Origin of the sequence: Halocynthiibacter sp. C4 (genome assembly GCF_028823805.1) — a bacterium.
In the GTDB taxonomy this organism is placed as follows: Bacteria; Pseudomonadota; Alphaproteobacteria; order Rhodobacterales; family Rhodobacteraceae; genus Falsihalocynthiibacter; species Falsihalocynthiibacter halioticoli.
In genome coordinates this window covers 1,365,661-1,392,554 of sequence record NZ_JAPEIE010000001.1, presented here as the reverse complement: position 1 = coordinate 1,392,554, position 26,894 = coordinate 1,365,661, and the positions used below count along the sequence as shown (strand labels likewise).

At 53.4% G+C, this 26,894-nt stretch carries 27 protein-coding genes; 17 read left to right on the top strand and 10 right to left on the bottom strand.

The genetic code is table 11. The annotated features are described in order from the left end of the window. Nucleotides 1-205 precede the first annotated feature (205 nt). The 4 genes from modA to OU789_RS06740 all read left to right on the top strand — a co-directional run bounded on the left by modA (nucleotide 206) and on the right by OU789_RS06740 (nucleotide 3,780). The gene (gene modA / locus OU789_RS06755; protein WP_274654349.1) at nucleotides 206-946 is read left to right on the top strand and encodes a molybdate ABC transporter substrate-binding protein; all 741 of its coding nucleotides are present in this window, start codon (nucleotides 206-208) and stop codon (nucleotides 944-946) included. Further along, on the top strand, nucleotides 943-1,659 hold the full coding sequence (modB, locus tag OU789_RS06750) for a molybdate ABC transporter permease subunit (RefSeq protein WP_263953154.1): 717 nt from the start codon (nucleotides 943-945) through the stop codon (nucleotides 1,657-1,659). Before modA ends, modB begins: the two co-directional genes overlap by 4 nt. Beyond that, nucleotides 1,652-2,674 carry an ATP-binding cassette domain-containing protein gene (locus OU789_RS06745; RefSeq protein WP_274654346.1) on the top strand — a complete coding sequence of 341 codons (1,023 nt, stop codon included), beginning with the start codon at nucleotides 1,652-1,654 and terminating at the stop codon, nucleotides 2,672-2,674. The genes modB and OU789_RS06745 overlap by 8 nt, the downstream gene beginning before the upstream one ends. Nucleotides 2,675-3,087: 413 nt before the next feature. Next, nucleotides 3,088-3,780 (top strand): Hint domain-containing protein, encoded by a 693-nt coding sequence (locus OU789_RS06740; RefSeq protein WP_274654344.1) that lies wholly within the window; start codon nucleotides 3,088-3,090, stop codon nucleotides 3,778-3,780. Between the two features lie 88 nt (nucleotides 3,781-3,868). Here OU789_RS06740 and OU789_RS06735 read toward each other — a convergent pair whose 3' ends face one another. The 7 genes from OU789_RS06735 to OU789_RS06705 form a co-directional block, all read right to left on the bottom strand. Beyond that, entirely contained in the window at nucleotides 3,869-4,501 is a 633-nt protein-coding gene (locus OU789_RS06735; RefSeq protein ID WP_274654342.1) for a nucleotidyltransferase family protein, read from the bottom strand. A 65-nt stretch (nucleotides 4,502-4,566) separates the two neighbouring features. Next, entirely contained in the window at nucleotides 4,567-5,802 is a 1,236-nt protein-coding gene (locus tag OU789_RS06730) for a branched-chain amino acid ABC transporter permease (protein WP_274654532.1), read from the bottom strand. Nucleotides 5,803-5,894: 92 nt separating this feature from the next. Continuing rightward, entirely contained in the window at nucleotides 5,895-6,905 is a 1,011-nt protein-coding gene (locus OU789_RS06725) for a branched-chain amino acid ABC transporter permease (protein WP_263953158.1), read from the bottom strand. A 3-nt stretch (nucleotides 6,906-6,908) separates the two neighbouring features. Next, complete coding sequence (locus OU789_RS06720) at nucleotides 6,909-7,622, bottom strand: ABC transporter ATP-binding protein (RefSeq protein ID WP_263953159.1); 714 nt, start codon at nucleotides 7,620-7,622, stop codon at nucleotides 6,909-6,911. Then, nucleotides 7,619-8,404: an ABC transporter ATP-binding protein gene (locus OU789_RS06715; protein WP_263953160.1), complete on the bottom strand. Its 786-nt coding sequence runs from the start codon at nucleotides 8,402-8,404 to the stop codon at nucleotides 7,619-7,621. The genes OU789_RS06720 and OU789_RS06715 overlap by 4 nt, the downstream gene beginning before the upstream one ends. A 288-nt stretch (nucleotides 8,405-8,692) precedes the next feature. After that, a complete protein-coding gene (locus OU789_RS06710) occupies nucleotides 8,693-9,877 on the bottom strand; it encodes an ABC transporter substrate-binding protein (protein WP_274654339.1) in 1,185 nt (394 codons plus the stop codon). Nucleotides 9,878-10,096: 219 nt separating this feature from the next. Continuing rightward, complete coding sequence (locus OU789_RS06705) at nucleotides 10,097-11,122, bottom strand: GlxA family transcriptional regulator (protein ID WP_274654337.1); 1,026 nt, start codon at nucleotides 11,120-11,122, stop codon at nucleotides 10,097-10,099. A gap of 180 nt (nucleotides 11,123-11,302) precedes the next feature. On the opposite strand from OU789_RS06705, the gene OU789_RS06700 reads away from it, so the two are divergent. After that, complete coding sequence (locus OU789_RS06700; protein ID WP_263953163.1) at nucleotides 11,303-12,673, top strand: class II 3-deoxy-7-phosphoheptulonate synthase; 1,371 nt, start codon at nucleotides 11,303-11,305, stop codon at nucleotides 12,671-12,673. A 77-nt stretch (nucleotides 12,674-12,750) separates the two neighbouring features. On the opposite strand, the gene OU789_RS06695 is transcribed toward OU789_RS06700, so the two are convergent. Then, the gene (locus OU789_RS06695; protein ID WP_274654335.1) at nucleotides 12,751-13,524 is read right to left on the bottom strand and encodes a PAS domain-containing protein; all 774 of its coding nucleotides are present in this window, start codon (nucleotides 13,522-13,524) and stop codon (nucleotides 12,751-12,753) included. A 224-nt stretch (nucleotides 13,525-13,748) separates the two neighbouring features. On the opposite strand from OU789_RS06695, the gene OU789_RS06690 reads away from it, so the two are divergent. From OU789_RS06690 to OU789_RS06680, 3 genes are read left to right on the top strand one after another with little or no spacing between them, the layout of a single operon-like run. Then, on the top strand, nucleotides 13,749-14,627 hold the full coding sequence (locus tag OU789_RS06690; protein WP_274654333.1) for a YicC/YloC family endoribonuclease: 879 nt from the start codon (nucleotides 13,749-13,751) through the stop codon (nucleotides 14,625-14,627). 2 nt (nucleotides 14,628-14,629) lie between these two features. After that, nucleotides 14,630-15,286, top strand: coding sequence for a guanylate kinase (gmk, locus tag OU789_RS06685; protein ID WP_274654331.1), 657 nt, complete (start codon nucleotides 14,630-14,632; stop codon nucleotides 15,284-15,286). Then, nucleotides 15,283-15,810: a gamma carbonic anhydrase family protein gene (locus tag OU789_RS06680; protein ID WP_274654329.1), complete on the top strand. Its 528-nt coding sequence runs from the start codon at nucleotides 15,283-15,285 to the stop codon at nucleotides 15,808-15,810. The genes gmk and OU789_RS06680 overlap by 4 nt, the downstream gene beginning before the upstream one ends. 18 nt (nucleotides 15,811-15,828) lie before the next feature. Here the strand turns inward: OU789_RS06680 and OU789_RS06675 are convergent, their stop codons facing one another. Continuing rightward, nucleotides 15,829-16,212, bottom strand: coding sequence for a hypothetical protein (locus tag OU789_RS06675; RefSeq protein WP_263953168.1), 384 nt, complete (start codon nucleotides 16,210-16,212; stop codon nucleotides 15,829-15,831). A gap of 200 nt (nucleotides 16,213-16,412) precedes the next feature. Between OU789_RS06675 and OU789_RS06670 the strand changes: the two genes are divergently transcribed. The 7 genes from OU789_RS06670 to phoB all read left to right on the top strand — a co-directional run bounded on the left by OU789_RS06670 (nucleotide 16,413) and on the right by phoB (nucleotide 23,683). Beyond that, nucleotides 16,413-17,450: a sensor histidine kinase gene (locus OU789_RS06670; protein ID WP_274654326.1), complete on the top strand. Its 1,038-nt coding sequence runs from the start codon at nucleotides 16,413-16,415 to the stop codon at nucleotides 17,448-17,450. Nucleotides 17,451-17,582: 132 nt separating this feature from the next. Next, nucleotides 17,583-18,614 carry a substrate-binding domain-containing protein gene (locus tag OU789_RS06665; protein ID WP_274654324.1) on the top strand — a complete coding sequence of 344 codons (1,032 nt, stop codon included), beginning with the start codon at nucleotides 17,583-17,585 and terminating at the stop codon, nucleotides 18,612-18,614. A gap of 69 nt (nucleotides 18,615-18,683) precedes the next feature. Next, nucleotides 18,684-20,132: a phosphate ABC transporter permease subunit PstC gene (pstC, locus tag OU789_RS06660; protein ID WP_274654322.1), complete on the top strand. Its 1,449-nt coding sequence runs from the start codon at nucleotides 18,684-18,686 to the stop codon at nucleotides 20,130-20,132. Beyond that, complete coding sequence (pstA, locus tag OU789_RS06655) at nucleotides 20,129-21,457, top strand: phosphate ABC transporter permease PstA (protein ID WP_274654320.1); 1,329 nt, start codon at nucleotides 20,129-20,131, stop codon at nucleotides 21,455-21,457. The genes pstC and pstA overlap by 4 nt, the downstream gene beginning before the upstream one ends. Before the next feature lie 10 nt (nucleotides 21,458-21,467). Continuing rightward, the gene (pstB, locus tag OU789_RS06650) at nucleotides 21,468-22,265 is read left to right on the top strand and encodes a phosphate ABC transporter ATP-binding protein PstB (protein ID WP_274654318.1); all 798 of its coding nucleotides are present in this window, start codon (nucleotides 21,468-21,470) and stop codon (nucleotides 22,263-22,265) included. Between the two features lie 9 nt (nucleotides 22,266-22,274). Then, nucleotides 22,275-22,988, top strand: a complete 714-nt coding sequence (gene phoU / locus OU789_RS06645; protein WP_274654316.1) for a phosphate signaling complex protein PhoU — start codon at nucleotides 22,275-22,277, stop codon at nucleotides 22,986-22,988. Nucleotides 22,989-22,993: 5 nt separating this feature from the next. Beyond that, on the top strand, nucleotides 22,994-23,683 hold the full coding sequence (gene phoB / locus OU789_RS06640; protein ID WP_274654314.1) for a phosphate regulon transcriptional regulator PhoB: 690 nt from the start codon (nucleotides 22,994-22,996) through the stop codon (nucleotides 23,681-23,683). Nucleotides 23,684-23,703: 20 nt separating this feature from the next. Here the strand turns inward: phoB and OU789_RS06635 are convergent, their stop codons facing one another. Then, the gene (locus tag OU789_RS06635; protein ID WP_274654313.1) at nucleotides 23,704-24,831 is read right to left on the bottom strand and encodes a protein-glutamate methylesterase/protein-glutamine glutaminase; all 1,128 of its coding nucleotides are present in this window, start codon (nucleotides 24,829-24,831) and stop codon (nucleotides 23,704-23,706) included. Nucleotides 24,832-25,210: 379 nt separating this feature from the next. Between OU789_RS06635 and aroQ the strand changes: the two genes are divergently transcribed. Continuing rightward, entirely contained in the window at nucleotides 25,211-25,660 is a 450-nt protein-coding gene (gene aroQ / locus OU789_RS06630; RefSeq protein ID WP_274654311.1) for a type II 3-dehydroquinate dehydratase, read from the top strand. A gap of 4 nt (nucleotides 25,661-25,664) precedes the next feature. Then, entirely contained in the window at nucleotides 25,665-26,408 is a 744-nt protein-coding gene (locus tag OU789_RS06625) for a helix-turn-helix transcriptional regulator (protein ID WP_274654309.1), read from the top strand. The last annotated feature ends 486 nt before the right edge of the window (nucleotides 26,409-26,894 follow it).

Here is a 26,894-nt window from a genome sequence, read left to right as displayed (position 1 = left end):
TGCCAATTATTACTTACTGGTAACGGTAAACCGAAAGATTTCAATATGAAACGCGTTGTTGATCTTGCTGCCGATGTGAGCACACGCGCTCTCACAGCTCCGTGCAGAGAATGTCGTTCTATCTGCTAAACGCTTGCATTACGGTTAGGGTCAGGGGCAAAAAGGTACGGTAAAAAATCGCCGCAAACGCAAGGGGTTGGAACGGGTGAGAATTTTGACGCAAGCGATCACCTATTGGGTCCGGCTGTCGGTTTGGGCGGTCGGATTTACGCTTGTTGGTCATGCGGCGATGGCACGCGAAGTCACCTTGGCTGTTGCAAGTAATTTTGTGCCCGCACTCGCTGTACTCGCGCCCACAATCGAAGCAGAGACGGGGGTTAAACTGCGCGTGGTAAATGGCGCAACGGGGAAGCTCTATGCGCAAATCACTCAGGACGCACCCTTTGATCTGTTCCTCGCTGCTGATGCTCTACATGTTGAGAAATACCTCACAATCAAACCCGACACACCGAACGCGACATATGCAATTGGCCAACTTGCGCGTCTGTCTCGGCCAGATGCGCCCGAATTGGCCCTTGCCCGCATTGCTATCGCCGATCCCGCGGTTGCGCCTTATGGTGTCCTCGCCATGGAAGCGCTTTCAGAAGCCGGTGTTGAAGCGGCGGAACTTGATCTTGTCTTTGGGCCGAATGTCTCTGCTGTCGCGGGGTTTCTGGCCACAGGGAATGTGGATATTGCCTTTGTTGCCGCGTCGCAGATCAGCGGAATTCAGGGATTTGACGCCGAAATACTTTCAGAGAAAACAATCGCGCAGGATATGCTTCTGATTAACGATACCCCTGATGCCCGCGCCGTGTATGACGCGCTGCAAAGCGCGCGTGTGAGAAATGCATTGCCGCAACTCGGCTATCTCGTGCCTTCTCTTGATAAGGACGTGGCCGAATGACTGGTGCCAGTGATATCGCACAGATCTCTGCGCTTTGGCCGTCGCTCTGGCCTTCGGTTTGGTTATCTTTGCAATTGGCGGCGATCACCACGGTGATCCTTCTGGCGCTCGGTATACCGCTGGCGTGGTGGCTGACAGTGACGAAATCACGCTTGCGTCCCGTTGTCGAAACGATCACCGCCTTACCGCTTGTTGTTCCGCCAACCGTTCTCGGGTTTTACTTCCTCATCCTTTTGTCGCCCAATACGGCAATTGGCGGCTTTTTCCTGCGCCTTACCGGCGAAACGCTGACCTTTTCATTTACCGGCTTGGTCCTAGCTTCGGTGATTTACTCTCTTCCGTTTGCCGTACAACCGCTGCACACGGCGTTTCAATCGGTTGGCACTGGATTAGTCGAGGCGGCGCAAACCATGGGCGCTGGTCGCGTCTCTTTGTTCTGGCGGCTCATTCTGCCGCTCTCGCGTCGTGGTGTGCTGACAGCTGCGGTTTTGACATTCGCGCACACAATCGGTGAGTTCGGTGTTGTTTTAATGGTTGGCGGTAATATTCCAGGCAAAACACGTGTTATCTCGATCGAGATCTTCAATCGTGTGGAGGTCTTGGATTATTCCGCCGCACATGTGCTCGCGGCTGGACTTCTGGTGTTTTCCTTTGCGGCTTTGCTGGCGATTTATGTCCTGAACGGGCGGGCGATGGCGAGGGTGCATGATTGATTTAAACCTCATCCTGCGGCATCCGAATTTTCAACTCTCGGCACAAGTGTCGCTGCCCGGTCGTGGCATTACGGGCCTTGTGGGACCGAGCGGGTCGGGCAAGACGAGCCTGTTGCGCAGTATCGCGGGCTTAAGCACACCGGAACAAGGCACAATCAGATTTAACGAACAAACGTGGTTTGACGACACGGGCGTTAACCTTTCGCCACAGAGCCGCCCCGTTGCGGTTGTCTTTCAAGATATGCGGTTGTTTCCGCATCTGACAGTCGAAGGCAACCTTACGCAAGCCGCGACTTGGGGCAAGGCTCCACCGCTTACAACGGATATCATTGATGCCTTGGAGCTTGCGCCGCTGTTGCATCGGTATCCGCAAGCGCTGTCGGGCGGTGAAGCGCGCCGCGTTGCCCTTGCGCGCGCATTGGCGCAATCTCCCAAATTATTACTTCTTGATGAACCTCTGGCCGGCCTTGATACAGGGCAAAAGGATCGCATCCTGCCTTATATCGCGCGTGCACTTCATGCGGCCAATTTACCCGCAATTTTCGTGAGCCACGACGCTGAAGAGGTTGCCCGACTTTGTCCAAAAACAGTCACCCTCGCGCCAGAAACGAGTGATACGCGGTCGTTCACGATCAGCCAACCAGCGGCAAGTGGGCTTCAAATTCCCGCACGTGTGCAGGACACAGATGCTCATTCGGTGACGCTGGCTGTGGGCGATCAAAGGATTACGGCAACTCCTGCTTTACCCTTTGAACAGGGCGCAGGCGTAACTCTTCAGGCGCTGCCGCAAACTCTGATGTTTGGCGGAGAGAGTTTTGCATCGCCTCTGGATTACGCCAGCCTAAAGGTTTCGGTTCGGGAGGCAGGGGTATTTGCTAATGAAACCGTGATATTTGAAACAGGGTCGCAAGAGCACGTACAAATCGCTGAATTGGCCAAGCAGGCCGGAGCGAGGGATGGCGTCGGTTGGCTGTATTTTCGCGTGATTGCAGTATTCGTAGATGATTCTGGTTAACGCAGAGCCAATCCTGCGCCTTTTCTGAAACTTTTAGACAAAATTGTGACGTTCCTTTCCGAACTGGAAACAATCGCTATTCAAAACAGTACGCGCGCTTCTTCAAAACCAGATTTTTTCTGGTTCGCTGCGTGTTGCGCATTGTGAAACAATCAACCGTTTTAATTAGCGAAAGTGCCGAAACTTGCGGTCAAACATCCAGTTTCCGAAACAATGACAGCATTTATCGCGTCCACCTCTATGAAAACCGCTTGGTGGAAGCTCAGGTGCTCACGCCAACGTGCATTTGGCGATAAGGAGATTGCTGCGATGTTGGAAACAAGCTGCTATACCGTCTCTACGGCAAGTCGTCGATTGTAATGCGTAAAATTGTCCTGTGTCGGGCACGATGAGTAACGAGTGTTAGGAGAGAGATGCGACCTGTTGGTTTCCGTCAATCTGAAGGCGTATGCGTTCCGTATCAATCACGGGACACTTCCGATGTTGGAACACAGATCGTGCGCCATCTAACGCCAATTCCGATGTGTTTTACCCCTGGTACCTTGATTGCCACACCGCGCGGCGAAAAGCGGTTCGAGACTCTGAGCGTCGGCGACAGGATCATCACACGCGACAACGGCCTTCAACAAATTCGTTGGATCGGCACGAACACCATTCCTTGGCAGCGGCTTGAAGCCGAACAACACCTTCGCCCGATTCTGATCCGCGCAGGGGCACTTGGCGATGAGCTGCCCGAACAGGATATGCTTGTGAGTCCGAACCACCGTGTTTTGGCGTTGGCGGAGCAGGCCGTTATCGAGTTTTCCGAGCCCGAGGTTTTTGTTGCTGCGAAGCATCTTGTGAATCACCGCGGCATCAAGCCTGTCGATACCCTTGGCACCACCTATATCAACATGATGTTTGACCGCCACGAAGCGGTTCTTAGCAATGGCGTGTGGAGCGAAAGTTTCCAGCTTACAGATATGAGTCTCTCAACTGTGGGAAATTCGCAGCGGATTGAACTTGTTGAGATTTTTCCTGAGTTGATACCCTTGGGAAAGGTTGACCCCATGCCAGCAGCCCGTAAAACTATCGGCAAACGCGCAGCGCGACTGCTCGCGCGCTGAAGCGTGCCCCGGATCTGCCAATCTGGGGCCTTTTAGCTCTCCTGAATTGTTGGATGTAACTGCGTGTTGGCGCGGTATTTTCAGATCGCTATGCGTCTGGATTGGCCTTACGCCATGCGGCCCAATCTTCGGGCGTGTCTAAATCTCGGATGGCGCGCTCATCGCCAAGGGGCAGAAGCGCAACGCGGTTTGCCTGTGCCTTGAGAATAGATTTTGCGCCAGTGTCGCCTTCGAGTTTGGACAATGCCTTAAAGCACCAGTTTGGGAGCAAAACCGGATGACCGGGCCTGCCGCCTTCGGTTGCGGCGCGCAGGATGGGTTGGTCGGGGAAAGCGGTGAAAGCATTCAGCATCAGCGCCATATCTTCTCCGGTGATGTCAGGCATGTCAGGCAAAGCGATGAGTAGAGATTGAATTGACTTTGGCAATTCAGCCAGCGCTGCACGAAAGGACGTGGCCATTCCCGTTGCGGCGTCTGGGACGGGCAGGGTGGTGACATCTAACCCCTTGAGTGCAGCCATGCGCGGATGATCAAGATCGGGGACTGTCACAATCACCAAAGCTCCCGTTGCCTGCGCGCGTTTGACCACGCGCCGCAAGATTGGTTCGCCGAACACAGGCTCAAGGAGCTTGTCGCGATCGCCCATGCGGCGCGAAGCACCGGCGGCGGGAATGAGAATGGCGCAGCTTGTCATGCCGGTAAAGTGGCGTCTAACGAACATCTAATCAACAAAAAAGGCCGGACGCGCGTGGCATCCGGCCTTTATGCAATTTTGCAAACTGCGGTTTAGTTCTCTGGAACAAGGCCGCGCGGGCTAAACCTCAGCACCAGCAAAAGCACCAGCCCCATGGTAAAGAGACGCATATGTGCCGCACTTCCGAGCAGGTGGCTCTTGAGCGCGCCATCTTCCATGCCGGACGTGATGAGTTGCATCAGCCAATTGCCAAGCGGCTCGACCTGCACCCAGAGGAACCAAATCAGGAAACCGCCAATAACGGCGCCGTAGTTGTTACCGGAGCCGCCAACAATCACCATCACCCAGATCAGGAAGGTAAAGCGCAGCGGCTGATAGCTTCCTGGCGTAAGCTGGCCATCTAGCGTGGTCATCATCGCGCCTGCAATGCCACAAATAGCAGAGCCAAGAACAAAGATTTGAAGGTGACGTGCGGTGACGTTTTTGCCCATGGCTTCGGCAGCAACTTCATTGTCGCGGATCGCGCGCATCATACGACCCCAAGGCGATTTCAACGCCAATTGCGCCAGCACCAGAAGGATCACGAGCACAATGGTGAAGAGGAACGCATAGGAGAATTTGACGTAAAGCGTTGAAGCGGTCGTAACGTCGATGCCCAGATTGGACGCCGTTTCGGCAAAGCCCGGATCGCGTTGCAGATCAACTTCGTAGGCCACAGGGCGCGGGAGGCCGATGACGTTTTTCACACCACGTGCGAGCCAATCCTCGTTCTTGAGCATCGCGATGATGATCTCGGAAATCCCGAGCGTAGCAATCGCAAGGTAATCAGAGCGCAGCCCAAGAGCCGTTTTCCCAATCACCCACGCCGCAGCGGCGGCGAAGAGGCCGCCAACAGGCCAAGCGAGAATAATCGGTAGGTTAAGCCCGCCGATATTGCCGAATTGCGCGGGGTTAATAGCTTCGATCTTGCCAACCGCCGGATCGAACAAGGCACGGTACAGAATGAAACCAACCACGAGGATTGCAACAACCGTGATGTTGCGCGCGCGGCCTTTGGCCATTTTCTGAGCGGCAACGATAGCAACGACGATTGTTGCAACCCCCATCAACAGCCCTGAAATCAACTGAATACCAGCAACTTGCCAAGCCTCTTCAACGGGCGGCATGGAGACAAGCACGGTGGCCAAACCACCAAGAGCAACAAAGCCCATGATCCCGACGTTAAACAGGCCGGCAAAGCCCCACTGAAGGTTCACGCCAAGCGCCATAATCGCAGAGATGAGGCCCATGTTGACGATGACAAGCGCGAGGTTCCAACTCTGGAACATGCCTGTGCCGATGATGAGCAGGGCCACAACAGCGGTTGAAAGCCAAAGGCGCAAATTGTTTGAACTTGCGGGTGCGTGTGCAGTTGTCTGGCTCATACCGATTTCCCCTTAAACAGGCCCGTGGGTTTCACGAGGAGGACAATAATCAGGATCACAAAGCTCACGGCGAATTTGTAGTCCGTCGAGAGAAGCTGGACGAGGCTGTCCGGCTCAAGACTTTCGGGTAAGAGATAGCCCAGAACCTTTTTGAACGCATAGGTCACCGAGACTTCGGAAAACGCGATCACAAACCCGCCCGCAATCGCACCAAGCGGATTACCCAGACCGCCGACAATCGCCGAGGCAAAGATCGGAAGCAGCAGTTGGAAATACGTGAAAGGCTTAAAGGTTTTGTCGAGGCCATAAAGAACACCCGCGATTGTCGCGAGGCCCGCCACGATGATCCAAGTCACCATCACAACGCGTTCAGGGTTGATACCCGACAAAAGCGCAAGATCTTCGTTGTCACTAAAGGCGCGCATGGATTTCCCCGTCCGCGTACGGTTGAGGAAATAGAACAGTGCGGCAACAACAATGATTGCGGTCACAACGGTAATGCCTTGGGTAAAGCGGATGGCGAGCCCTTCTTGAAGGCCGGTCATGGCTTTGAATTCACGAGTCGAGATAATGAACCGCTCACCATCGGCAAAGCGTTGATCACCCGTTCCGATAATGAAGCGCACAATACCGTTCATCATGAACATCACACCAAGCGACACGATCACAAAGATCACTGGCTCGGATTTCTTCTCGCGGTAGAACTTATAGACCACACGGTCTGTTCCAAGCAGGAAGAGCGAGGTTATGGCGATCCCGAAGGGCAGGGCGAGCAGAGCGGTCGGCAGAATGCCGAAGTTGATCCCCATGCTCTGGAACCACCATGTAATCAGGATTGTAACCATGGTCCCGAAGGCCATAGTGTCGCCATGGGCGAAGTTGCTGAACCGCAGAATGCCGTAAATCAGCGTGACTCCAAGCGCGCCGAGCGCAAGCTGGCTGCCGTAGACGGTTGCGGGGATGATAACGAAGTTTGCCAGAGCAACGATTGCGTTGAGAAAATCCATGCCTCAGCCCCCCAAGAAAGATTTGCGGACTTCAGGATCTGCCAAGAGCGCCTGTCCTGTATCGGTGAAACGGTTGCGGCCTTGCACGAGGACATAGCCTTTGTCGGCGATCTCGAGTGCCTGACGGGCGTTTTGCTCGACCATGAGGATCGAGATGCCCGTGCGCGCAACTTCGATGATGCGATCAAACAACTCGTCCATCACAATTGGCGAAACCCCCGCAGTGGGTTCGTCGAGCATTAGAAGCTTGGGTTGCGTCATCAACGCACGCCCCACGGCGACTTGCTGGCGCTGCCCGCCGGAAAGCTCGCCAGCGAACTGGTTCCGCTTCTCGCGCAGGATCGGGAACAACTCATAAACCTGTTCCATGGTTTGGCTGTAATCATCCTCGCGAATGAAGGCACCCATTTCGAGGTTCTCTTCGACGGTCATCGAGGTGAAGATATTGTTCACCTGTGGCACGAAGCCCATTCCGATGCCTACACGGGCCTGCGGCGAGAGGTTTGTAATGTCTTCGCCATCAAGAGTTACCTTGCCGGTGTGGATGTTGAGCATCCCGAACACGGCCTTCATCGCAGTGGATTTGCCAGCACCATTCGGGCCGACGATCACGGCGATTTCGCCTTTATCCACAGTGAGGGTCAGATCGTGCAGAATATCCGCACCTGTACCATAGCCGCCCGTCAATCCGGCGGCGTTCAGATAGGGGTCGCTCATGCGGATGCTCCTACTGTTTTATTCTTCAAACCCGTGCCGAGGTAAGCTTCGATCACGTGTTCATTGGCCTTGATCTCGGCGAGGGTGCCTTCGGCAAGCACTTTGCCTTCGGCCATACAAATAACCGGATCACAGAGGCGGTCGATAAAGTCCATGTCGTGCTCGATCACGACGAAAGTATAGCCGCGCTCTTTGTTCAGTCGGATGATCGCGTCACCGATTGTGTTGAGCAATGTGCGGTTCACACCGGCGCCAACCTCGTCAAGGAACACGATCTTCGCGTCCACCATCATCGTGCGGCCAAGCTCAAGCAGCTTTTTCTGTCCGCCAGAGAGGTTGCCTGCTTTCTCGTCTTTGAGATGGTCGATCGTGAGGAACTCAAGCACCTCATCAGCACGTTTTAGAAGCGTGGCTTCTTCTTCGCGGATGCGGGCGCGATGGAACCAAGTGTTCCAGAGCGTTTCGCCCGTTTGACCGCCGGGAACCATCATCAGGTTCTCGCGTACAGTCATTGACGAAAACTCATGCGCAATCTGGAACGTGCGCAGAAGACCTTTATCGAAAAGCTCGTGCGGGGGGAGGCCTGTGATGTCCTCGCCCTTCATAGTCACGCGTCCAGATGTGGGCGGCAAGACACCAGCGATAACATTGAACAGGGTGGTTTTCCCCGCGCCGTTCGGACCAATCAATCCTGTGATTGACCCCTCAGCGATTGAAAGACTCGCTCCATCGACCGCATGAAAGCCACCAAAGTGCTTATGCAGATCTTCGACCACGATCATATGACATTCCCCTCAAGTCTTCGCCGAATGCTCTCCCAACTCCTCCCCCGAGTGTTCATCGGGTATTGGTGACGTCCTGCGGCGATCTTACTCGTTCTTTGATTTCTGCGCCTCTAATCATCGTTTCCCTTATTGGCAAGCTCTGAATGGCTCTTTGTGCGGGTTTCAGCTGAAACCTGACCCAACGGAAAGGAAGCGGACGAAAGATTGTGCCAATCGGCACGCGGTGTCTGTATACAGAAAAGCAGCCCGACGGTGATCGGGCTGCTCTCAGTCACGTTAGGCGGATTAGCGGTATTTCACCGTTTCAAATACGCCACCTTTGATTTCGATTTCGCGGTAGTTACCAGCGCTCTCACCGGGCTCGATGAGCTCAACTGCGGAACCGCCCACATAGTCGATCTCGCCACCTTCTGCGAGGATCTCAAGCGCTTTTTCCAACTCACCCGGGAAGATTTGCTCGCCCGGAGCGTTGGCCACTTTCATCACGTGGTCTTTGTAGACGCTGGAATCTGTGGAGCCAGCCGACTGCATCGCCAAAAGCATCAGAGCCGCAGCATCGTAGCTTTCTGGTGCGTATGGTGCGTCACCCGTGTAACCGGCTGCTGCGCCAAGCTCTGCAAGCATGCCTGTACCTGGGCTGTCTGTGCCTGGAACCTGACCGAAGGATCCTTCGATTTCGTCGCCGAATTTGTCAGAGATCGAGTCACCAACCATCGCATCCGGCAGAACGAACAGATCAAACGCACCTGTATCAAGGGCTGCACGGATGATGCCTGGGCCACCTTGGTCAAGGTATCCAACAACAACAAGCGCTTCACCACCAGCAGAGGCCATCGCGCCAACTTCAGCGGAGTAGTCTGCTTTGCCGTCCTCGTGAGCTACGGAAACAGTGACTGTTCCGCCAGCTTCGGTGAAGGCAGATGCGAATGCATCGGCAAGACCTTTACCATAGTCGTTGTTTGTATAGGTTACGGCGACTTCTTTGAGGCCGCGCTCCATGATCACTTCTGTCATGATCTGACCCTGACGGGCATCAGACGGGGAGGCACGGAAAAACAGGCCGTCGTCTTCCATTGTTGTAAGGCCCGGAGATGTCGCGGAAGGCGAGATCATCACGATGCCGTTTGGAAGGGCTACACTTTGGAACACAGCGCCAGTTGCACCGGAGCAGAGCGCGCCGATGATGCCAACAACTTTGTCGGATGTAACTTGACGTTCGCCAGCTGCAACAGCAGCGGCAGCGTCAACGCAAGTGGAGTCGCCAACAACTGTAGAAACTGTTGTGCCATCAAGGAATTTACCGCTGTCGCTAACTTCGGACACGGCGAGCTTGATGCCTTCGCTCATGTCAGGTGCAAGCGATTCCGCAGGTCCGGTGAAGCCGAGCAGTACGCCGAGTTTGATTTCCTCCGCAGACGCAGCGCTGGCTAAAAGTGCGGTTGCCGCAGTTGCCATCAGTAATTTTTTCATCTTGTTCTCCCAAGTTGTATCAGAGCTTTTCCCTCTGATTGATGCGGTGAGGTTATTCTTGGATTTTCCGATTGGAAAGGGGGGATTTCCCAATTTTCGACCCAAAACAGAAGATTATTACCCTTGCTTCGTTGATTTCTTGCGGTTAATGCGCCGAAGCCCTTAAGTTACGCAGGGGCAAGTAAAGCCATGCTGAATTCCCCTCATAATCTTCTAATTTCATGAATGCTGACTCGGCTCCTTTTCGGCGCGCGGCGTGGCCTTGGTTCCGCGTTCGCGATAGGGCGTCGTGTCATATTGCGCTCGGTAGCATTTCGAGAAGTGACTGGGGGAGGTGAACCCGCTCGCAAGGGCAACGTTGATCACGCTCATGTCCGTCTGGATCAGAAGGTTGCGCGCCTTCTGGAGGCGGATCTCCATATAATAGCGTTTCGGCGAACGGTTCAGATACCGGCGGAACAAGCGTTCAAGCTGCCGCGTACTCATCCCAACCTGCTCGGCCAAAACAGACGGGCTGATCGGGTCTTCAAGGTTGTTCTCCATAGTCTGGATCACTGTCGCAAGTTTCGGATGGCGCACCCCAATGCGCGTCGGTGTTGATAGGCGTTGGCGGTCCTGATCTGTGCGGATCGATGTATAGATCAATTGATCCGCAACAGAATTGGCGAGGTCTTCGCCTTGATCTTCGGCAATGAGCTTGAGCATCAGATCAATTGAACTGGTTCCACCCGCTGTTGTTGCGAACTTTCCATCAATCACAAAAACCGACCGCGCCATGTGCACGTCGGGGAAATCCTCAAGAAAACCGTCCTGATTTTCCCAATGAATGGTGGCGCGACGCCCGTTAAGCAAACCTGCCTTGGCCAAAACATGCGCCGACGTGCACAGGCCGACAATTGACAACCCACGGCGGCTTTCGCGGCGGATCCAAGAGAGCAGTTTCGGCGTGGTGGCCTCGGCGATGTTTAAACCGCCGCACAAAATAACGGTATCGTCCCGCTGCAATTCGGCCAATGGCCCATCTACATTATACTCGACCCCCGCCGAACACGTCACCGGCGCGCCGTCTTCACTCAGCAGTGTCCAGCTATAAATATCGTTTTGGGCGTTTCTGTTGGCGATCCTTAAAGCTTCGACCGCACTGGCAAAGCCAAGCATGGTGAAATTACTCAACAGAACAAAGACAAACCGCTTGCGCACATTGAGGTGGGGAACAGGCGCTTCTTGGGGGCGACTCGGATCCATTTTGTCTCCCAAATTCAGATCATTTGCAACGGAACCAATTTTGGTGGGGCCTTGCAAGACAAATTGATACGAGAAAAACAGAATTTGGCAGAATCCAGAGGAAAATGCGCATTTCATCTGTTGGCAATTCTGATTCCTGTCGCCATAAATGCACCTCATTCTAATTTTGGAGCAAAGACGATGACGAATTGGCAAAAATCTGGTTGGCGTGCAAAACCGCGGATCCAGATGCCCGAGTATACGGATCAGGCCGCGCTGGAGGCCGTGGAGGCTCAGCTGGCGAAATATCCGCCGCTCGTCTTTGCGGGCGAAGTGCGCAATCTCAAAACCAAGCTCGCAGCAGCGAGCCGTGGCGAGGCGTTTCTTCTTCAAGGTGGGGATTGCGCCGAGAGCTTCGAGCAATTCTCTGCTGACGGTATCCGCGACACATTCAAAGTGATGTTGCAGATGGCAATGGTTCTCACATACGGCGCCAAGGTGCCTGTGGTGAAGGTTGGCCGCATGGCTGGCCAATTCGCCAAGCCACGTTCGGCCCCAACCGAGACAGTGGATGGTGTAGAGCTGCCAAGCTTCCGCGGTGACATCATCAACGAGCTTGCCTTCACACCCGAAGCGCGTATACCTGACCCGAAGAAGATGCTTCAGGCCTACACACAGGCTGCGGCAACCCTCAACCTCGTGCGGGCCTTCTCGCAAGGTGGTTATGCGGATGTTCATCAGGTTCACGCTTGGACACTCGGTTTCACAGAGGCCGACAATGCTGCGAAATACCGTGACATGGCCAAGCGCATCACCGATACGCTCGATTTCATGAAGGCCGCAGGCGTCACGCAGGACACTGCGCACACGCTGCAATCGGTAGACTTCTACACCTCGCACGAAGGTCTTCTGCTGGAATATGAAGAGGCACTGTGCCGCATCGATTCCACTTCCGGTCTGCCTGTTGCAGGTTCCGGCCACATGATCTGGATTGGTGACCGTACCCGCCAGCCAGACGGCGCACATGTTGAATTCTGTCGTGGTGTTCAGAACCCAATCGGTCTGAAATGTGGTCCCACAACCACCGCCGAAGACCTTAAGATTCTGATGAACAAGTTGAACCCGGAAAACGAAGAAGGGCGCCTGACTCTGATCGCACGTTTCGGGGCCGGCTCGGTCGGTGATCACTTGCCGCGTCTCATCAAGACCGTTCAGGAAGAGGGCGCAAACGTTCTTTGGTCCTGTGACCCGATGCATGGCAATACGATCAAATCTTCGACTGGTTACAAAACTCGTCCGTTTGATAGCGTGCTGCGTGAGGTTCACGAGTTCTTTGATATCCACAACGCAGAGGGCACAGTTCCTGGCGGCGTGCATTTCGAGATGACCGGCCAAGACGTAACCGAATGCACCGGTGGTGTGCGTGCCGTGACCGAAGAAGACCTCTCGGATCGCTACCACACAGCCTGCGACCCGCGCCTCAATGCTAGCCAATCGCTTGAGTTGGCGTTCCTCGTGGCCGAAGAGCTTCAAAAGCGCGGCGCCAAAGTTGCCGAAGCCGCTAACGGCTAAGCCCAACGATCATTACAATTAAATGGCCCCCGTAAACCGATGTTTGCGGGGGCATTTTCTTGCGCTGTTGAGCTATACTAATCGTTGAACGTGAGCAGCCGCAAAAATGGTTTGCGCCGACGTTTATTAGACGTGCCGGAGACAGATGATGTGTGGCTGCGTTCAAACGGAACGGACGGTTCGGAAAAGGCAACTGGGCGCTCTGGTTCTGGTTTAGGATCAAAAACATCGCGCCCCGCACGATAACCCGCATCCGATTGCGCCGTTGATACAGAGCCATCAATGACATGTGTCTCGACCGCGTCTATTACAAACCGTCGCGGTGTGCGGCCAATTTTGCCGCGGGTCACCAACACCCCCATCGCGCGGCTCACATCACCAAGATCAGACTTCAACGGCAAGAGAACAATCCGCGCAGTGAGTGGTGGCCGACCAATGCCACGCTCCGCCGAAGCCGTTAGCTCGACGATGCGCGGCCCTTCAAACACATATTCCAACGCGCAGGACATTTCAGCGCGGGCGGAAGGTGTGAAAAAAGACGTGAAGGGCATGCCACGGACTTCCATGCCCAAAAGATCGGTCAGATGCGAACCCGCAACCCGTATCCGCGCAACACGCGGCGCGATCCGTTCAAGAATAAATGCGTATTCCAATGCATTCTGAATGCCACGCGGATCCACATCACTTCGACGCGGAACGGTTTGCCCCTGTCTTAACCCTTCCCAATAGGCGCGCACTTCGGTGATCGCGGGGTCTGTCATGCGCCTGCGTAGATCGGCAAAACGAACAACATTTTCCGCCGGATTGCGATGATCGCGGCTATCCGAATTTTCATCTGAACCAAAAGACATAAGATCGTCCTTTTACTTAACACTCGTACCAAAACTCCCCAGTATTTGCACCGCGACTGTCCTGACATTCACGACGGAACAGAAATTGGCCTCTGGGGATTGTTGTTCCGCGCCATGGGCTCTGTTAACCTTCCGGCAGAACAACAAAACAAACCAAAATACTGGCACGAGTATAGGCCGGTCAGGACCGTTTGGGGGAGATTTCAGGCAATATGGTTAATTCGATGACAGGCTTTGCAACCCTTACGGGTGAGCATGGGCAGCACGAGTGGGTTTGGGACATGCGCGGCGTCAATGCGAGGGGGCTGGATGTGCGCCTCCGTATGCCGGATTGGATTACCGGGTTAGAGCAAGAAATTAAGGCTAAAGCCAACAAATCCTTTGCCCGCGGAAGCCTCCAGATCAGCTTGAAAATCGGACGTCGCGAAGAGGAAGGACAACTCGCCCTTGACGGTGCTGCACTTGATGGCGTTCTTACCGCCTTAAACGAGATTGAGAACCGCGCGGCGGCACATTCGTTAACCTTAACGCCGACATCAGCGGCCGAGATTCTTGGCATCCGAGGTGTTCAGAAAACCTCCCAAGAACCGGATGATATCACGGCCCTTAAAGCCGCTTTGTTAACCAATTTTGACGGTGTCCTAGACCAGTTTGCACAGATGCGCGCAAAAGAGGGCGCATCGCTTGAGGCTATTCTTTCCGCTCAGATTGACGAGATCGAAACCCTTACGGATGCCGCCGCAAAAGCCGCCGAGGCCCGCAAACCGCATGTCGCCGAGACGCTCAAAACAAATCTAGCGCGCGTGATGGACAATACCGATGGCGCCTCTGCGGATCGAGTAGCGCAGGAACTCGCCTTGCTGGCGGTGAAAGCCGATGTCACCGAAGAGATTGACAGACTGCACGCGCATATTTCAGCGGCCCGCGACCTTCTGGCCCAGTCCAAGCCGATCGGACGCAAGATGGATTTCTTGACGCAGGAATTTAACCGCGAGGCCAATACACTGTGCTCCAAGTCGCAGTTTACAGAATTGACGCGGATCGGGCTTGACCTGAAGGCTGTGATCGATCAGATGCGCGAGCAAGTGCAAAACGTGGAGTAGTCATGGCCGAACTGTCCAAACAATCCCGCCGTGGGATCCTGATCATCTTGTCCTCACCCTCAGGCGCAGGAAAATCAACCTTGGCAAAGCGGTTGATGGCATGGGACCCAAGCATCCAGTTTTCAGTCTCCGCAACCACGCGCAAACCGCGAGAAGGCGAAGAGCACGGTCGCGAATACTATTTCCATACACGTGAAGAATTTCAGGAAATGGTCGAGAACGACGAGATGCTCGAACACGCCGAAGTTTTCGGAAATTTCTATGGCTCGCCCAAGAAAAAGGTCGGCGAAGCGCTCGATGCTGGCCATGATGTGCTGTTCGATATTGATTGGCAGGGCGGGCAGCAAATCCGCAATTCCATGCAAGGTGATGATGTAGTTTCGGTCTTCGTATTGCCGCCTTCGATTGCAGAGCTGGAGCGCAGGCTTCGTTGCCGCAATCAAGATAGTGACGAAATTATCGAAGGGCGCATGTCGCGGAGCCGTGACGAGATCAGCCACTGGGCGGAATATGATTTTGTGCTGGTAAACGAAGATGTTGATCAGGCCGAGGCAGAGGTAAAAGCCATCGTGATAGCAGAACGCTTACGCCGTAGCCGCCAAACCGGATTGAACGATTTAGTGCGTGGACTCAACGCAGAATTCGAGGCAATGAAATGACTCTCTATGCTTTAGGAACTCGCCGTCCGGTTGTGCACAAAAATGGATGGGTAGCACCCGATGCCAACGTGATTGGCGACATAGAGATTGCAGAGGATGCCTCCGTCTGGTTCGGTTCAACACTGCGCGGTGACAACGAGAAAATTACCATTGGTGCCGGAAGTAACGTTCAGGAAAACTGCGTGCTGCACACAGATATGGGGTTTCCACTTACCGTTGGAGCCGGATGCACCATCGGGCACAAAGTTATGCTTCACGGTTGCGAAATTGGAGAAAACACACTCGTCGGCATGGGCGCAATCATTCTAAACGGCGCAAAGATCGGCAAGAATTGTCTGATTGGGGCAGGGGCGTTAATCACCGAAGGCAAGGTCATTCCAGACGGATCGCTGGTCATGGGCATGCCAGGGAAAGTGGTTCGTGATCTGGATGAGGCCGCGATTGAGGCCAACCGAAAAAGTGCACTTGGTTATCAAGCCAATATGCGTCGCTTTCGCGAAGGCTTGAATAAGATAGACGAGTAAATATCTGAATTATATAGATTAATTCATACGCCTATCTGCGCTATCATCAACGATAAACAGATCGAAATCGATCTTAGGACACAAAGATTTAACCTCTTTGAGTATCAATTTCGGGTTTGGAAGGTCTGGGCTTAGCGCACGGAATCTTCCTTTATAGCCGAAGATATCGAGCTGGATTGCAAGGTCCATCGCATCGAAACCTTGGCCGAGAAGCGGCGCCAAAACGATGTCAGGATTAATATCATCCAGAAGATCTTTGCTTAGGTCTTCATAGCTCGTGTAGTGGAGCCCTTTGTCGTCCGGAAGGCTCCGCCCCGCTGATAACCATGCTGCGGCATCTCCAACAATCAGAGTTAAAGGTTCGCGGCTCGGGTTCACACCGATTTTTTCTTGTTTACTCACAACCAGAACTGTCCATGGTCTTCGCTTTATTATCCAAAACACGCGCAATTCTAAGCGACTGAAACTGCGGTATTTATCACTTACAACTAAACTATAGGGCGAAGAGCGGCGGTGGTAAATCGCTTTGTAACAACGGCGTGATTTACAATCTGTTTCGAATTCAGCATGTTTCGAGCGATTTTAGGCACAGGATTCTCTCCATGACCGACCGCCACTTTGATAATCTTATTTCCGCATTTCCACTCGCATCAATGCTGATCGATCCATCGGAAACCATCATTTCCATGAATGACGCTGCATGCGAAATTTTCGGCAAAGCGGGCGAGGGACGGCATTATATTACCGTTTTACGTCAACCAGTTCTGCTGGATTCAGTCGCCAAATGCATGACGGACGGAGTCACGCGAAAGCCGGTCTTCGAGAAAATGCGCTCAACTCATACCACCCGCTATGAAGCCACGTGTACACAAGTTGACGTTAGGGAACGTAAAGGCATTCTGATAAGTTTCCAAGACATCAGTGTGTTTGAGGAAGCAGGGCAGATGCGTCGCGACTTTGTTGCAAATGTGTCGCATGAGTTGCGCACGCCGCTTACTGCAGTACTTGGTTTTATTGAAACACTGCGTGGTCCGGCCAAGGACGATTCGGAAGCGCGGGACCGTTTTCTAAGTATAATGGAGCATGAAGCCACCCGTATGAACCGGTTGGTCGAGGATTTGTTGTCGCTCTCTCGCGTTGAAAGCGAAGAGCGGATGCGCCCGAACGACAAACAAGATATCGTCGGGTTGCTCAACACATGCCTGCGGACACTGCGTCCAACAATTGAAACAAGCAAAGTCAGTGTTCATTTCACACCGCCAGTTGACGATCTGCGTGTGCCTGGCGATTGGGACCAATTGCAGCAAGTTTTTTTGAACCTGATCGAAAACGCCATCAAGTACGGCAGCAGTGGTGGCGATATCTGGATAGATATGACACAGATCGAGAAAGACATGCCATTGCGTGGCCCAGCGGTGCGTATTGATGTGCGAGACGCGGGCGAGGGGATAGATCCGCTGCATATTCCGCGTCTGACCGAAAGATTTTACAGGATCGACGGGCATCGTTCCCGCGAATTGGGCGGTACAGGACTGGGCCTCGCAATTGTAAAACACATCATAAATCGCCATCGCGGGCGCCTTAAAATTACATCTGAACTGGGTAAAGGCTCCTGTTTCTCGGTTTATCTGCCGATCTGACGCCTTTTTTTCCGACAAAATCCAGCATTGTCATAAACCTGTTACATGACTGTCACAAAAGCATAGCCGACGAAGCCTAGACCTCGCGTCGAGGGTCCGCTCTTGGATCCATTAATGACATTAGGAGTTCATATGTCTTTTGCTAAACTGAGTGTTTCCGCACTTGCCATGACAGTTGCCGCAACTGCTGCTTCTGCCCGCGATCAAGTACAAGTTGCCGGTTCTTCCACTGTGCTTCCTTACGCTGCCATCGTAGCTGAAGCTTTCGGCGAGAACTTTGATTTCCCGACACCGGTTGTTGAATCCGGCGGTTCTTCTGCTGGTCTTAAGAAATTCTGCGAAGGTCTTGGTGAAGGCACAATCGACGTTGCCAACGCATCCCGCAAAATCAAAGACAGCGAAATCAAAGCCTGTGCAGAAAATGGTGTAACAGACATCATCGAAGTTCAGATCGGTTATGACGGCATCGTATTTGCCTCTGACATCAACGGCGAGAGCTTCGAATTCACTCCAGAAGACTGGTTCCTCGCGCTTTCGGACAAAGTTGCTGTTGACGGTGCGCTCGTTGACAACCCGAACAAGACTTGGGCCGACGTAAACGCCAACTTCCCAGCACAGCCGATTGCAGCATTCGTTCCAGGAACCAAGCACGGAACCCGCGAAGTTTTCGAAGACAAAGTGATCCTCGCTGGTTGTGAAGCCACTGGCGCTTTTGATCTCTTCAAGGCTGCAAATGGCGACGACAAAAAAGCCGCTGAGAAAGCCTGTATCGCACTGCGCACAGACGGCGTTTCTGTTGATATCGACGGTGACTACACAGAGACACTCGCTCGCATCGAAAGCAACAAAGACGGTATCGGCGTGTTTGGTCTGGCGTTCTACGAGAACAACACAGACAAGCTGCAAGTCGCGACAATGTCTGGCGTAACACCATCCACAGAGAGCATTGCCTCCGGCGAATACCCTGTATCCCGCCCATTGTTCTTCTACGTGAAAAAAGCGCACATCGGCGTAATCCCTGGTCTTCAGGAATATGCCGAGTTCTTCGTATCCGAAGAGATCGCTGGTCCTGATGGTCCACTTGCCGAGTACGGCCTCGTGGCTGACCCAGAGCTTGAAGCAACTCAAGAGCTCGTTGCCTCGCAAAACACATTGGGCATGTAATCCCACTTCAAACACTGATGTCGCGCCTCGGATGGGCGCGGCATCACCTCTTTATCTCAAAGGTTCCCAATGTCCGTTCTCTGGATTTTCATCGCGGTTCTCGGCTTGTCACTGGTCGGTTTTTTTGCTGGTCGCACGCGGGCCATCGCTTCAGGTGGCGGAGACATAAGGGTTCTGCATTCCTTGCCGAAACATTACGGTGCGTTTGTTTCTACGGCGGCTTTGCTGCCGGCGGTGATCGTTCTGGCTCTATGGTCTGTTCTAAGCCCAGCGATGATCAATTCCTCAGTTGCGAGCCTCCTACCGACTTCCGAGACAAGCGCTGATCTTGCGCTCAACGACGTTAAGCGCATCGCCAATGGGCTTGATCAAGCGGTGGCGCAAGGCCGGATTTCCAAAGACGCATCCTATAATTTCGAAGGCACCCCAGAGGAAATTGCCAAGCAACTCGGCGCAGTTGGCATCGCACTCGGCTCCGCACCAGACACCGCCACAATGAATGCTGCCGAGAGCTATCGTGCCAAGGCGGAAAAAAGCCGCTTCTGGCGTGGTGTCGCTGTTCTTGCTGCAAGCGTCTTGGCGTTGCTTCTCGCGCTCCGTGTAACCGACAAGGAATTTCGCGCCCGCAATACGGTTGAACGCGTTGTTAAAGGGCTGCTGATCCTATCGGCTTCGATCGCTGTATTTACAACGATCGGCATTGTTGCCTCCATGCTTTTCGAAAGCCGCAATTTCTTCGCCCAATACCCAGCATTTCAATTCTTCTTTGGAACCAATTGGGCGCCAAACTTCCGTGGAGGCAGTGACCTTGGTATTCTGCCGCTTCTGTGGGGCACGCTTTACATCAGTTTTATCGCGTTGATTTTCGCTGTTCCGATTGGTCTCTTTGCCGCGATCTATATGTCTGAGTATGCTGGTCCAAAGCTGCGCGCTGTGGCCAAGCCGATGATCGAAGTGCTCGCTGGCATCCCGACCATCGTTTACGGCCTGTTCGCGCTGGTGACAGTCGGCCCACTCCTACGTGATTACTTTGCGCAGCCGCTCGGGTTTGGCGAAAGCGCCAGCTCGGTGATGACTGCGGGGATCGTGATGGGCATCATGCTCATTCCCTTCGTAAGCTCGCTCTCCGATGACATTCTCAATGCCGTTCCCCAAACTATGCGCGACGCCTCGCTTGGCCTTGGGGCCACTCAATCCGAAACCATCAAACAGGTTGTTTTGCCTGCTGCTCTGCCTGGTATCGTTGGCGCCGTGCTCCTTGCGGCAAGCCGTGCCATCGGCGAAACCATGATCGTGGTCATGGGGGCGGGGGCCGCCGCCAAACTCTCGCTCAATCCGTTTGAAGCCATGACAACCGTCACCGTGAAAATTGTGAGCCAGCTTACCGGCGACACCGATTTTGCCAGCCCCGAAACGCTCGTCGCTTTTGCGCTCGGCCTCACGCTCTTTGCCTTTACCCTCTGCCTCAACGTGCTCGCGCTTTACATCGTGCGCAAATACCGGGAGCAATACGAATGACCGCCCCATCGACTGCCGCGTCAACCTCAATCATGGTTGCCGATGCGCGCACACTTAAACGCAACGCCGCAGAGAAACGCTTCCGCGCCTATGGGCTCGCCGCGATTTTTGCGGGGCTTCTGGCTCTGGTCCTGCTGGTTGGCTCGATCTTAAATAACGGTGCCTCTGCTTTCAAACAAACGTTCATCCAGATCGATGTCACGTTGCCCGAAAACAAACTTGATAAATCTGGCGTTCGCGATCCGGAGGTCATGAAAAAGGCCACCACAGTAACTTACGCGCCGCTCTTGCGTGACGGGTTGATGGCGAAGCTTGAAGAACTCGGCGTAACCGATATCGAGAAAAAGGAGGTCGGTAATATGATCTCCAAAGAAGCCGCCGCACAGTTGCGCAATCATGTGTTGGCCAACCCGAACCTTATCGGCCAGACAATCCCCTTCGAGGTATTGGCGAACGGTCGGATTGATGGATTCTTCAAAGGCCGCGTTGATTTTGCGAGTGCTGAGCTTGATAAAAACGTCTCGCCTGCTCAGCTGAACGCCGCTCTAGCGCTCGAAGACGCTGGCGCGTTGGAAACACGCTTTAACATCGGTTTCCTAACCGCGCCAGACGCCTCCGACCAACGCCCTGAGGCCGCAGGCCTTGGTGTGGCGATCCTCGGAAGCCTTTACATGATGGGTGTGGTTCTTTTGCTGGCACTGCCGATTGGGGTAACCGCGAGTATTTATCTTGAGGAATTCGCACCAACCAACCGCTGGACCGACCTGATCGAAGTTAATATCAGCAACCTTGCCGCTGTGCCTTCGATTGTGTTCGGTATTCTTGGTCTTGCGATCTTCATCAATTTCGCTGGCCTGCCACAATCCGCCCCCATCGTTGGGGGGCTTGTGCTGACGCTCATGACGCTCCCGACGATTATTATCGCCACGCGCGTCAGCCTCAAATCCGTACCGCCGAGCATCCGCGATGCGGCCCTCGGCGTTGGCGCAAGTAAAATGCAGGCCGTGTTCCACCATGTCCTGCCGCTCGCCGCGCCGGGCATTCTGACCGGAACCATCATCGGCCTTGCTCAAGCCCTTGGCGAAACCGCGCCGCTTTTGCTGATCGGGATGGTTGCATTTGTACGCGAGTATCCTGCCGGGCCGCCCGAAGGGCTGTTTGATCCGGCAACCGCACTTCCTGTTCAGATATATAACTGGACACAACGGGCCGATCCGGCCTTCGTCGAACGGGCATCGGGGGCGATTATCATTCTCCTGTTGTTCCTCATTGTAATGAATGCGATCGCCGTCATGCTGCGTCGCCGCTTTGAACGCCGCTGGTAAGAGGTTAGACATGAAAGATATTCAATTGGAGAACCGCGCCGTGACGGACGAAAAAACCAAAATCGCCGCAAACAACGTCAACGTTTACTACGGAGACACGCGCGCGATCAAAGATGTAAACATAGACATCAAATCGCGCACAGTTACCGCGTTCATCGGCCCATCGGGTTGCGGGAAATCAACATTTCTTCGGTGCCTAAACCGCATGAATGACACGATCGATATCTGTCGCGTTGAGGGGCGTATCCTGCTTGATAACGAGGATATTTACGACCCGAAAGTGGACCCTGTTCAGCTTCGGGCCAAGGTCGGGATGGTGTTTCAAAAACCAAACCCGTTCCCGAAATCGATCTATGACAATGTGGCCTATGGCCCGCGCATCCATGGCCTTGCGTCCAAGAAAGCTGATCTTGACGGGATTGTCGAAGACAGCCTTCGCAAAGCCGCACTTTGGGACGAAGTGAAAGACCGTCTGCAAGCCCCCGGCACCGGCCTTTCGGGCGGTCAGCAGCAGCGCCTATGTATCGCCCGCGCCATCGCGACAAGCCCCGAGGTTTTGTTGATGGACGAGCCATGCTCCGCACTTGACCCAATCGCCACCGCGCAAGTCGAGGAGTTGATCGACGGGTTGCGGACCAATTTCTCGGTTGTGATCGTGACGCACTCCATGCAACAGGCCGCGCGCGTCAGCCAGCAAACCGCATTTTTCCACCTCGGTAATCTTGTCGAACTCGGGGATACGGACCACGTATTCACCAATCCGACCGACCCCCGCACCGAGAGCTATATCACTGGCCGGATCGGCTAGGAGGACCCAATGAACGACCCACATATTCTTTCCGCATTTGACCGTGATCTTGAAGGAATTCAAGCACTTATCATGAAAATGGGCGGCCTTGTTGAGGTTGCGATCTCCGATGCGACCAAGGCGCTAGAAACCCGCGACGTGGAGCTTGCCGAACAAGTTCGCAAGAATGACGCGGCAATTGACGCGCTTGAAGAACAAGTCAATATCGAAGCCGCCCGCGTGATTGCAATCCGCGCGCCCGCAGCGAGCGATTTGCGCACCATCCTGACCGTGATGAAACTCGCCGGAAACCTTGAGCGGGTAGGGGATTATGCCAAGAACCTCGGCAAACGGACCTCGGCACTTGTGCAGATGCCCGTGATAGAAGGCGCCCCGGGCGCATTGCGCAGAATGGGGCGGCAAGTCGAAAACATGCTGCACGACGCGCTTGATGCATTTGTTCAAGGGGACGTGGAACTTGCAATCGATGTCAGAGATCGCGACGAAGAAGTCGACCAGATGTACAATGCGTTGTTCCGCGAATTCCTGACCTTTATGATGGAAGACCCGCGCAACATTTCTGCATGTATGCACCTACACTTCATCGCGAAAAACATCGAGCGTATGGGCGACCATGCAACTTCGATTGCAGAGCAGGTGATTTATAATGTCACCGGAGAAATCCCGGACGAAGAGCGCCCGAAGGGTGACGACACCAGCTATACATTTGAAACAATGGAATAAAAACCATGGCAAATCCTAAGCCCACAGTTTTACTTGTAGAAGATGAACCTGCGCAGCGCGAAGTTCTGGCTTATAACCTCGAAGCCGAAGGGTATCATGTTTTGCGCGCGGCCGACGGCGAAGAAGCGTTATTGATGGTCCGCGAAGAGCTACCAGATCTGGTTTTGCTCGACTGGATGCTGCCCAATGTCTCCGGCATCGAGATTTGCCGTCGCCTGAAGTCTCGTGGTGAAACACGTGCGATTCCGGTGATTATGCTTTCTGCACGCAGTGAAGAGATTGATCGGGTCCGAGGCTTGGAAACTGGCGCAGACGATTATGTGGTGAAACCATATTCCGTTGCGGAATTGATGGCGCGCGTTCGGACGCAGCTAAAGCGTTCACGACCGTCCACCGTTGGCCAAACATTGGAGTTTGACGACATCACACTTGATAGCGAAAGCCATAAAGTGTTCCGAGGAGAAGAGCCCGTTAAACTCGGCCCAACGGAATTTCGCCTGTTGGCAACGTTTATGGAAAAACCTGGTCGTGTGTACAGCCGCGATCAGCTTTTGGATCGGGTGTGGGGGCGTGATATTTACGTCGATACACGAACGGTTGATGTGCATGTTGGCCGCTTGCGAAAAGCTCTTTCAAAATCGGGCGGCGAAGATCTGATCAGAACAGTACGCGGGGCAGGCTACGCCCTCGGTTAACTTATTGTAATTATTTGTTTTTAAGAGTTTAATACGTCTTGAATTGCCGCAGGTATTTCCATCAGCGGCAATTCATGTGCCACACCGCCAAGCTGTTTGGCAACCTTGGGCATGCCATAAACCACACAGCTTTCTTCGCTTTGTCCGTAAGTAACAGCGCCGGTTTGGCGGAGTTCACACAGACCTTGCGCACCGTCATCGCCCATACCTGTTAACAGCACACCACAACTCGAGGCGCCGTACTGTTGCGCGACCGATCGAAACAATACATCTGCAGAAGGTCGATGCCGCGCGACGAGCGGACCATCGAGCAATTGTAGACGGTTCACATTTTCGGATCGTTTGACCGCAAGATGCTTGCCTCCGGGCGCAATGAAAGTGGTTCCGGACGTCAAAGCCATCCCATGCTGTGCCTCGACGACTTCAACCTTACAGTATTTGTTCAATCGATTGGCGAAAGCACCGGTAAATGCTTCGGGCATATGCTGCACAACAACGATTGGTGGCGTGTTTTCAGGCATGGTCTCAAGGAATTTTCGCAACGCCTCAGGACCACCGGTTGATGCACCAATTGCAATGATTTTCGGATGTTTTGCGATTTGTGAAGCAACTAACGGGCGAGGGGGCAAGACGGCATCGGCCGTCAGTTTATTACCAGGGCTTGGTGCCGCATACTCAACATCTCTTGGCCTACGGCGTCTTTCCTGACGTTTACCGGCCACTGGAATTCGCGCCATGGCCGCGCCTCTGACCGTATCGCAAATCTGTGTTTGCGCTTCCAAAAAGAACTCTCTGGCACCCATTTTGGGTTTTTCGATTGCATCCAACGCTCCAGCTTCAAGCGCCTGTATGAGGATGTCGGAACCACGTCCAACAAGAGATGAACACATGACAACAGGAAGAGGGTGGTGTTTCATCAAAACGCGCAGAAACGATAACCCATCAATCTCTGGCATTTCCACATCAAGTGTTATCACGTCCGGATTGAGCCTTCGGACAAGATCGCGCGCTTCTCGAGCATCTTTGGCGGCGCCAACCACTTCAAGCATCGGATCTGCCGACAGAAGCTTACTCAGCACCATGCGTACAACCACGCTGTCATCAACGATCAACACGCGGTAACGGTCACTCTGATAGGGTTTATTCATAAACTGCGTTTTCTGTTTTGTTCAGCCATGAGGAATTAAACGAGTGGTAACAATCGCTCGAAGCTTTGCGCAAAACTCTTAACGCTTTGTCTATTTTTGTTGGCGCGGTCGCAATTCAAGTTAAGTGCGCAGTTTAAATGACTACAATTAAAAACAAATCTGTCTTGAGTGACGTATGTGGATATGTGTCTCAGTTATCGGATAGGCAGCGCTACTAGACACGCCCGTTAGTCGCATAATCGGTATTATGGTAATAAAAACCACACGAAGCCTAGGAATATCTACGATACCACACTCATTCGCTTTTATGCGCAACATATAGAATTCATTCGACAATCACGATCCATACAGTCTAACGTCAGGCAAAAAGTTGGACACCATGCACTCTATTCTCATACTCAACGGCCCGAACCTGAACTTGCTCGGCACACGCCAACCCGAAGTCTATGGCTCCGAAACTCTCGCGGACATCGAAGCGCGTTGCCGTGACAAAGCTGCTGATCTCGGCATTGAGCTTGCATTTGCGCAATCCAATCATGAAGGCACACTGGTTGATCTAATTCATGAAGCGCGCGGAACGCATGCTGGGATCATCCTTAACGCTGGTGCCTATACGCATACGTCGGTTGCGCTGCGTGACGCGATCTCTTCCGTCGAGCTTCCGGTGATCGAGTTGCATCTCTCAAATATCCACGCGCGAGAAAGTTTCCGTCATGTCTCGCATATTGCGCCTGTTGCGCTTGGCCAGATTTGCGGCTTTGGGTCTGCGGGCTATCTTTTGAGTATGGATGCGATGCTCGGCCATCTCACACAAAAACCACCAAGCTGAAGCCATGATCAGCCATATCGAAGCCCTCGTTAACACGCATTGCACCGATGACATCTGGAAGCTGCATACCGCTAAGATGGCAGAGTATGGCTTTGATCGCGTGATCTACGGGTTTACACGGTTTTGGACCGAAGAATTTGTCGGCGCTCCAGAAGACATTATGTTTCTGAGCAATCTTCCAGACTCGTTCACCCTGCCCTTTATGTATGAAGGCTATTACTTACGTGCTCCTATGGCAAAATGGGCAAATTCCAACGTTGGTGCGTGTAGCTGGGGTGCGGTTCGGCACGACCCAGAGAAGCTAACACCTGAAGAAATTGAAGTCATTGAATTCTGCAACAATGCGGCTGTCACAGCCGGCTATACGATCGCATTTCGATGCCAACTTACCCGCGAGCGCGCAGCGCAATCTCTAATCGCTGCCGTAGGCCTAACACAGGATGAAGTCGACGAGATCTGGGAGCGCCATGGTCGCGAGATCAGCCTGTTTAGCAATATCTTCCATTTCCGCGTCATAAGCATGCCGCACAGCTATGGCCGCGCACGATTAACCAAGCGTCAAAGAGAGGTATTGGAATGGGTTGGCGAAGGTAAAACGGCACAAGACATTGCAACGATCGTCGGCCTTACTCCAGCGACAGTTGAGAAGCATTTGCGCCTTGCCAGACAGGCGTTAGACGTCGAAACGACAACACAAGCCGTTCTGAAAGCATCTCTTCAGAATCAAATATACGTGAACAAGTCCTAAATAGGCCTGTATTGGCAAAAGGTATGGTTTTCCCTACTTTCGTCACAGTCAATTTCGCGCAATTAATGGGATGTTCCGTGAGTGACGGCTATTACAGCCAGGAGCATTAGGGACGGCCACCCTGCAATTACAGGGATGGTCGGCTTCTTTAAGCAACCTTACGCCGCTCTACGAGCCCACCTTCCTCGAGGTGGATTTGCTGCATTGGCACATCCCCATCAGCCAACTAAAGCATTGAAACAGCACAGGTTTTTGCCCAAACCTGTGCTGTTTTTCATTTTTCGGGACTTAGAGTAGCCGCGATTTCATACAACTCGAGAACGCGTGTTTTGCGCCCTACTCATTCTCTCAACTTAAGATAGTTCACTTAATTCACTACGAGACGTTTGCCCAAAGTGATTCGGTATCAAGGTACCCCAAAATGCATTGAACAAAGAAAAACGCCGCGCCGAATGACCGGCGCGACGCTTTTTTCTAGAAAATCAG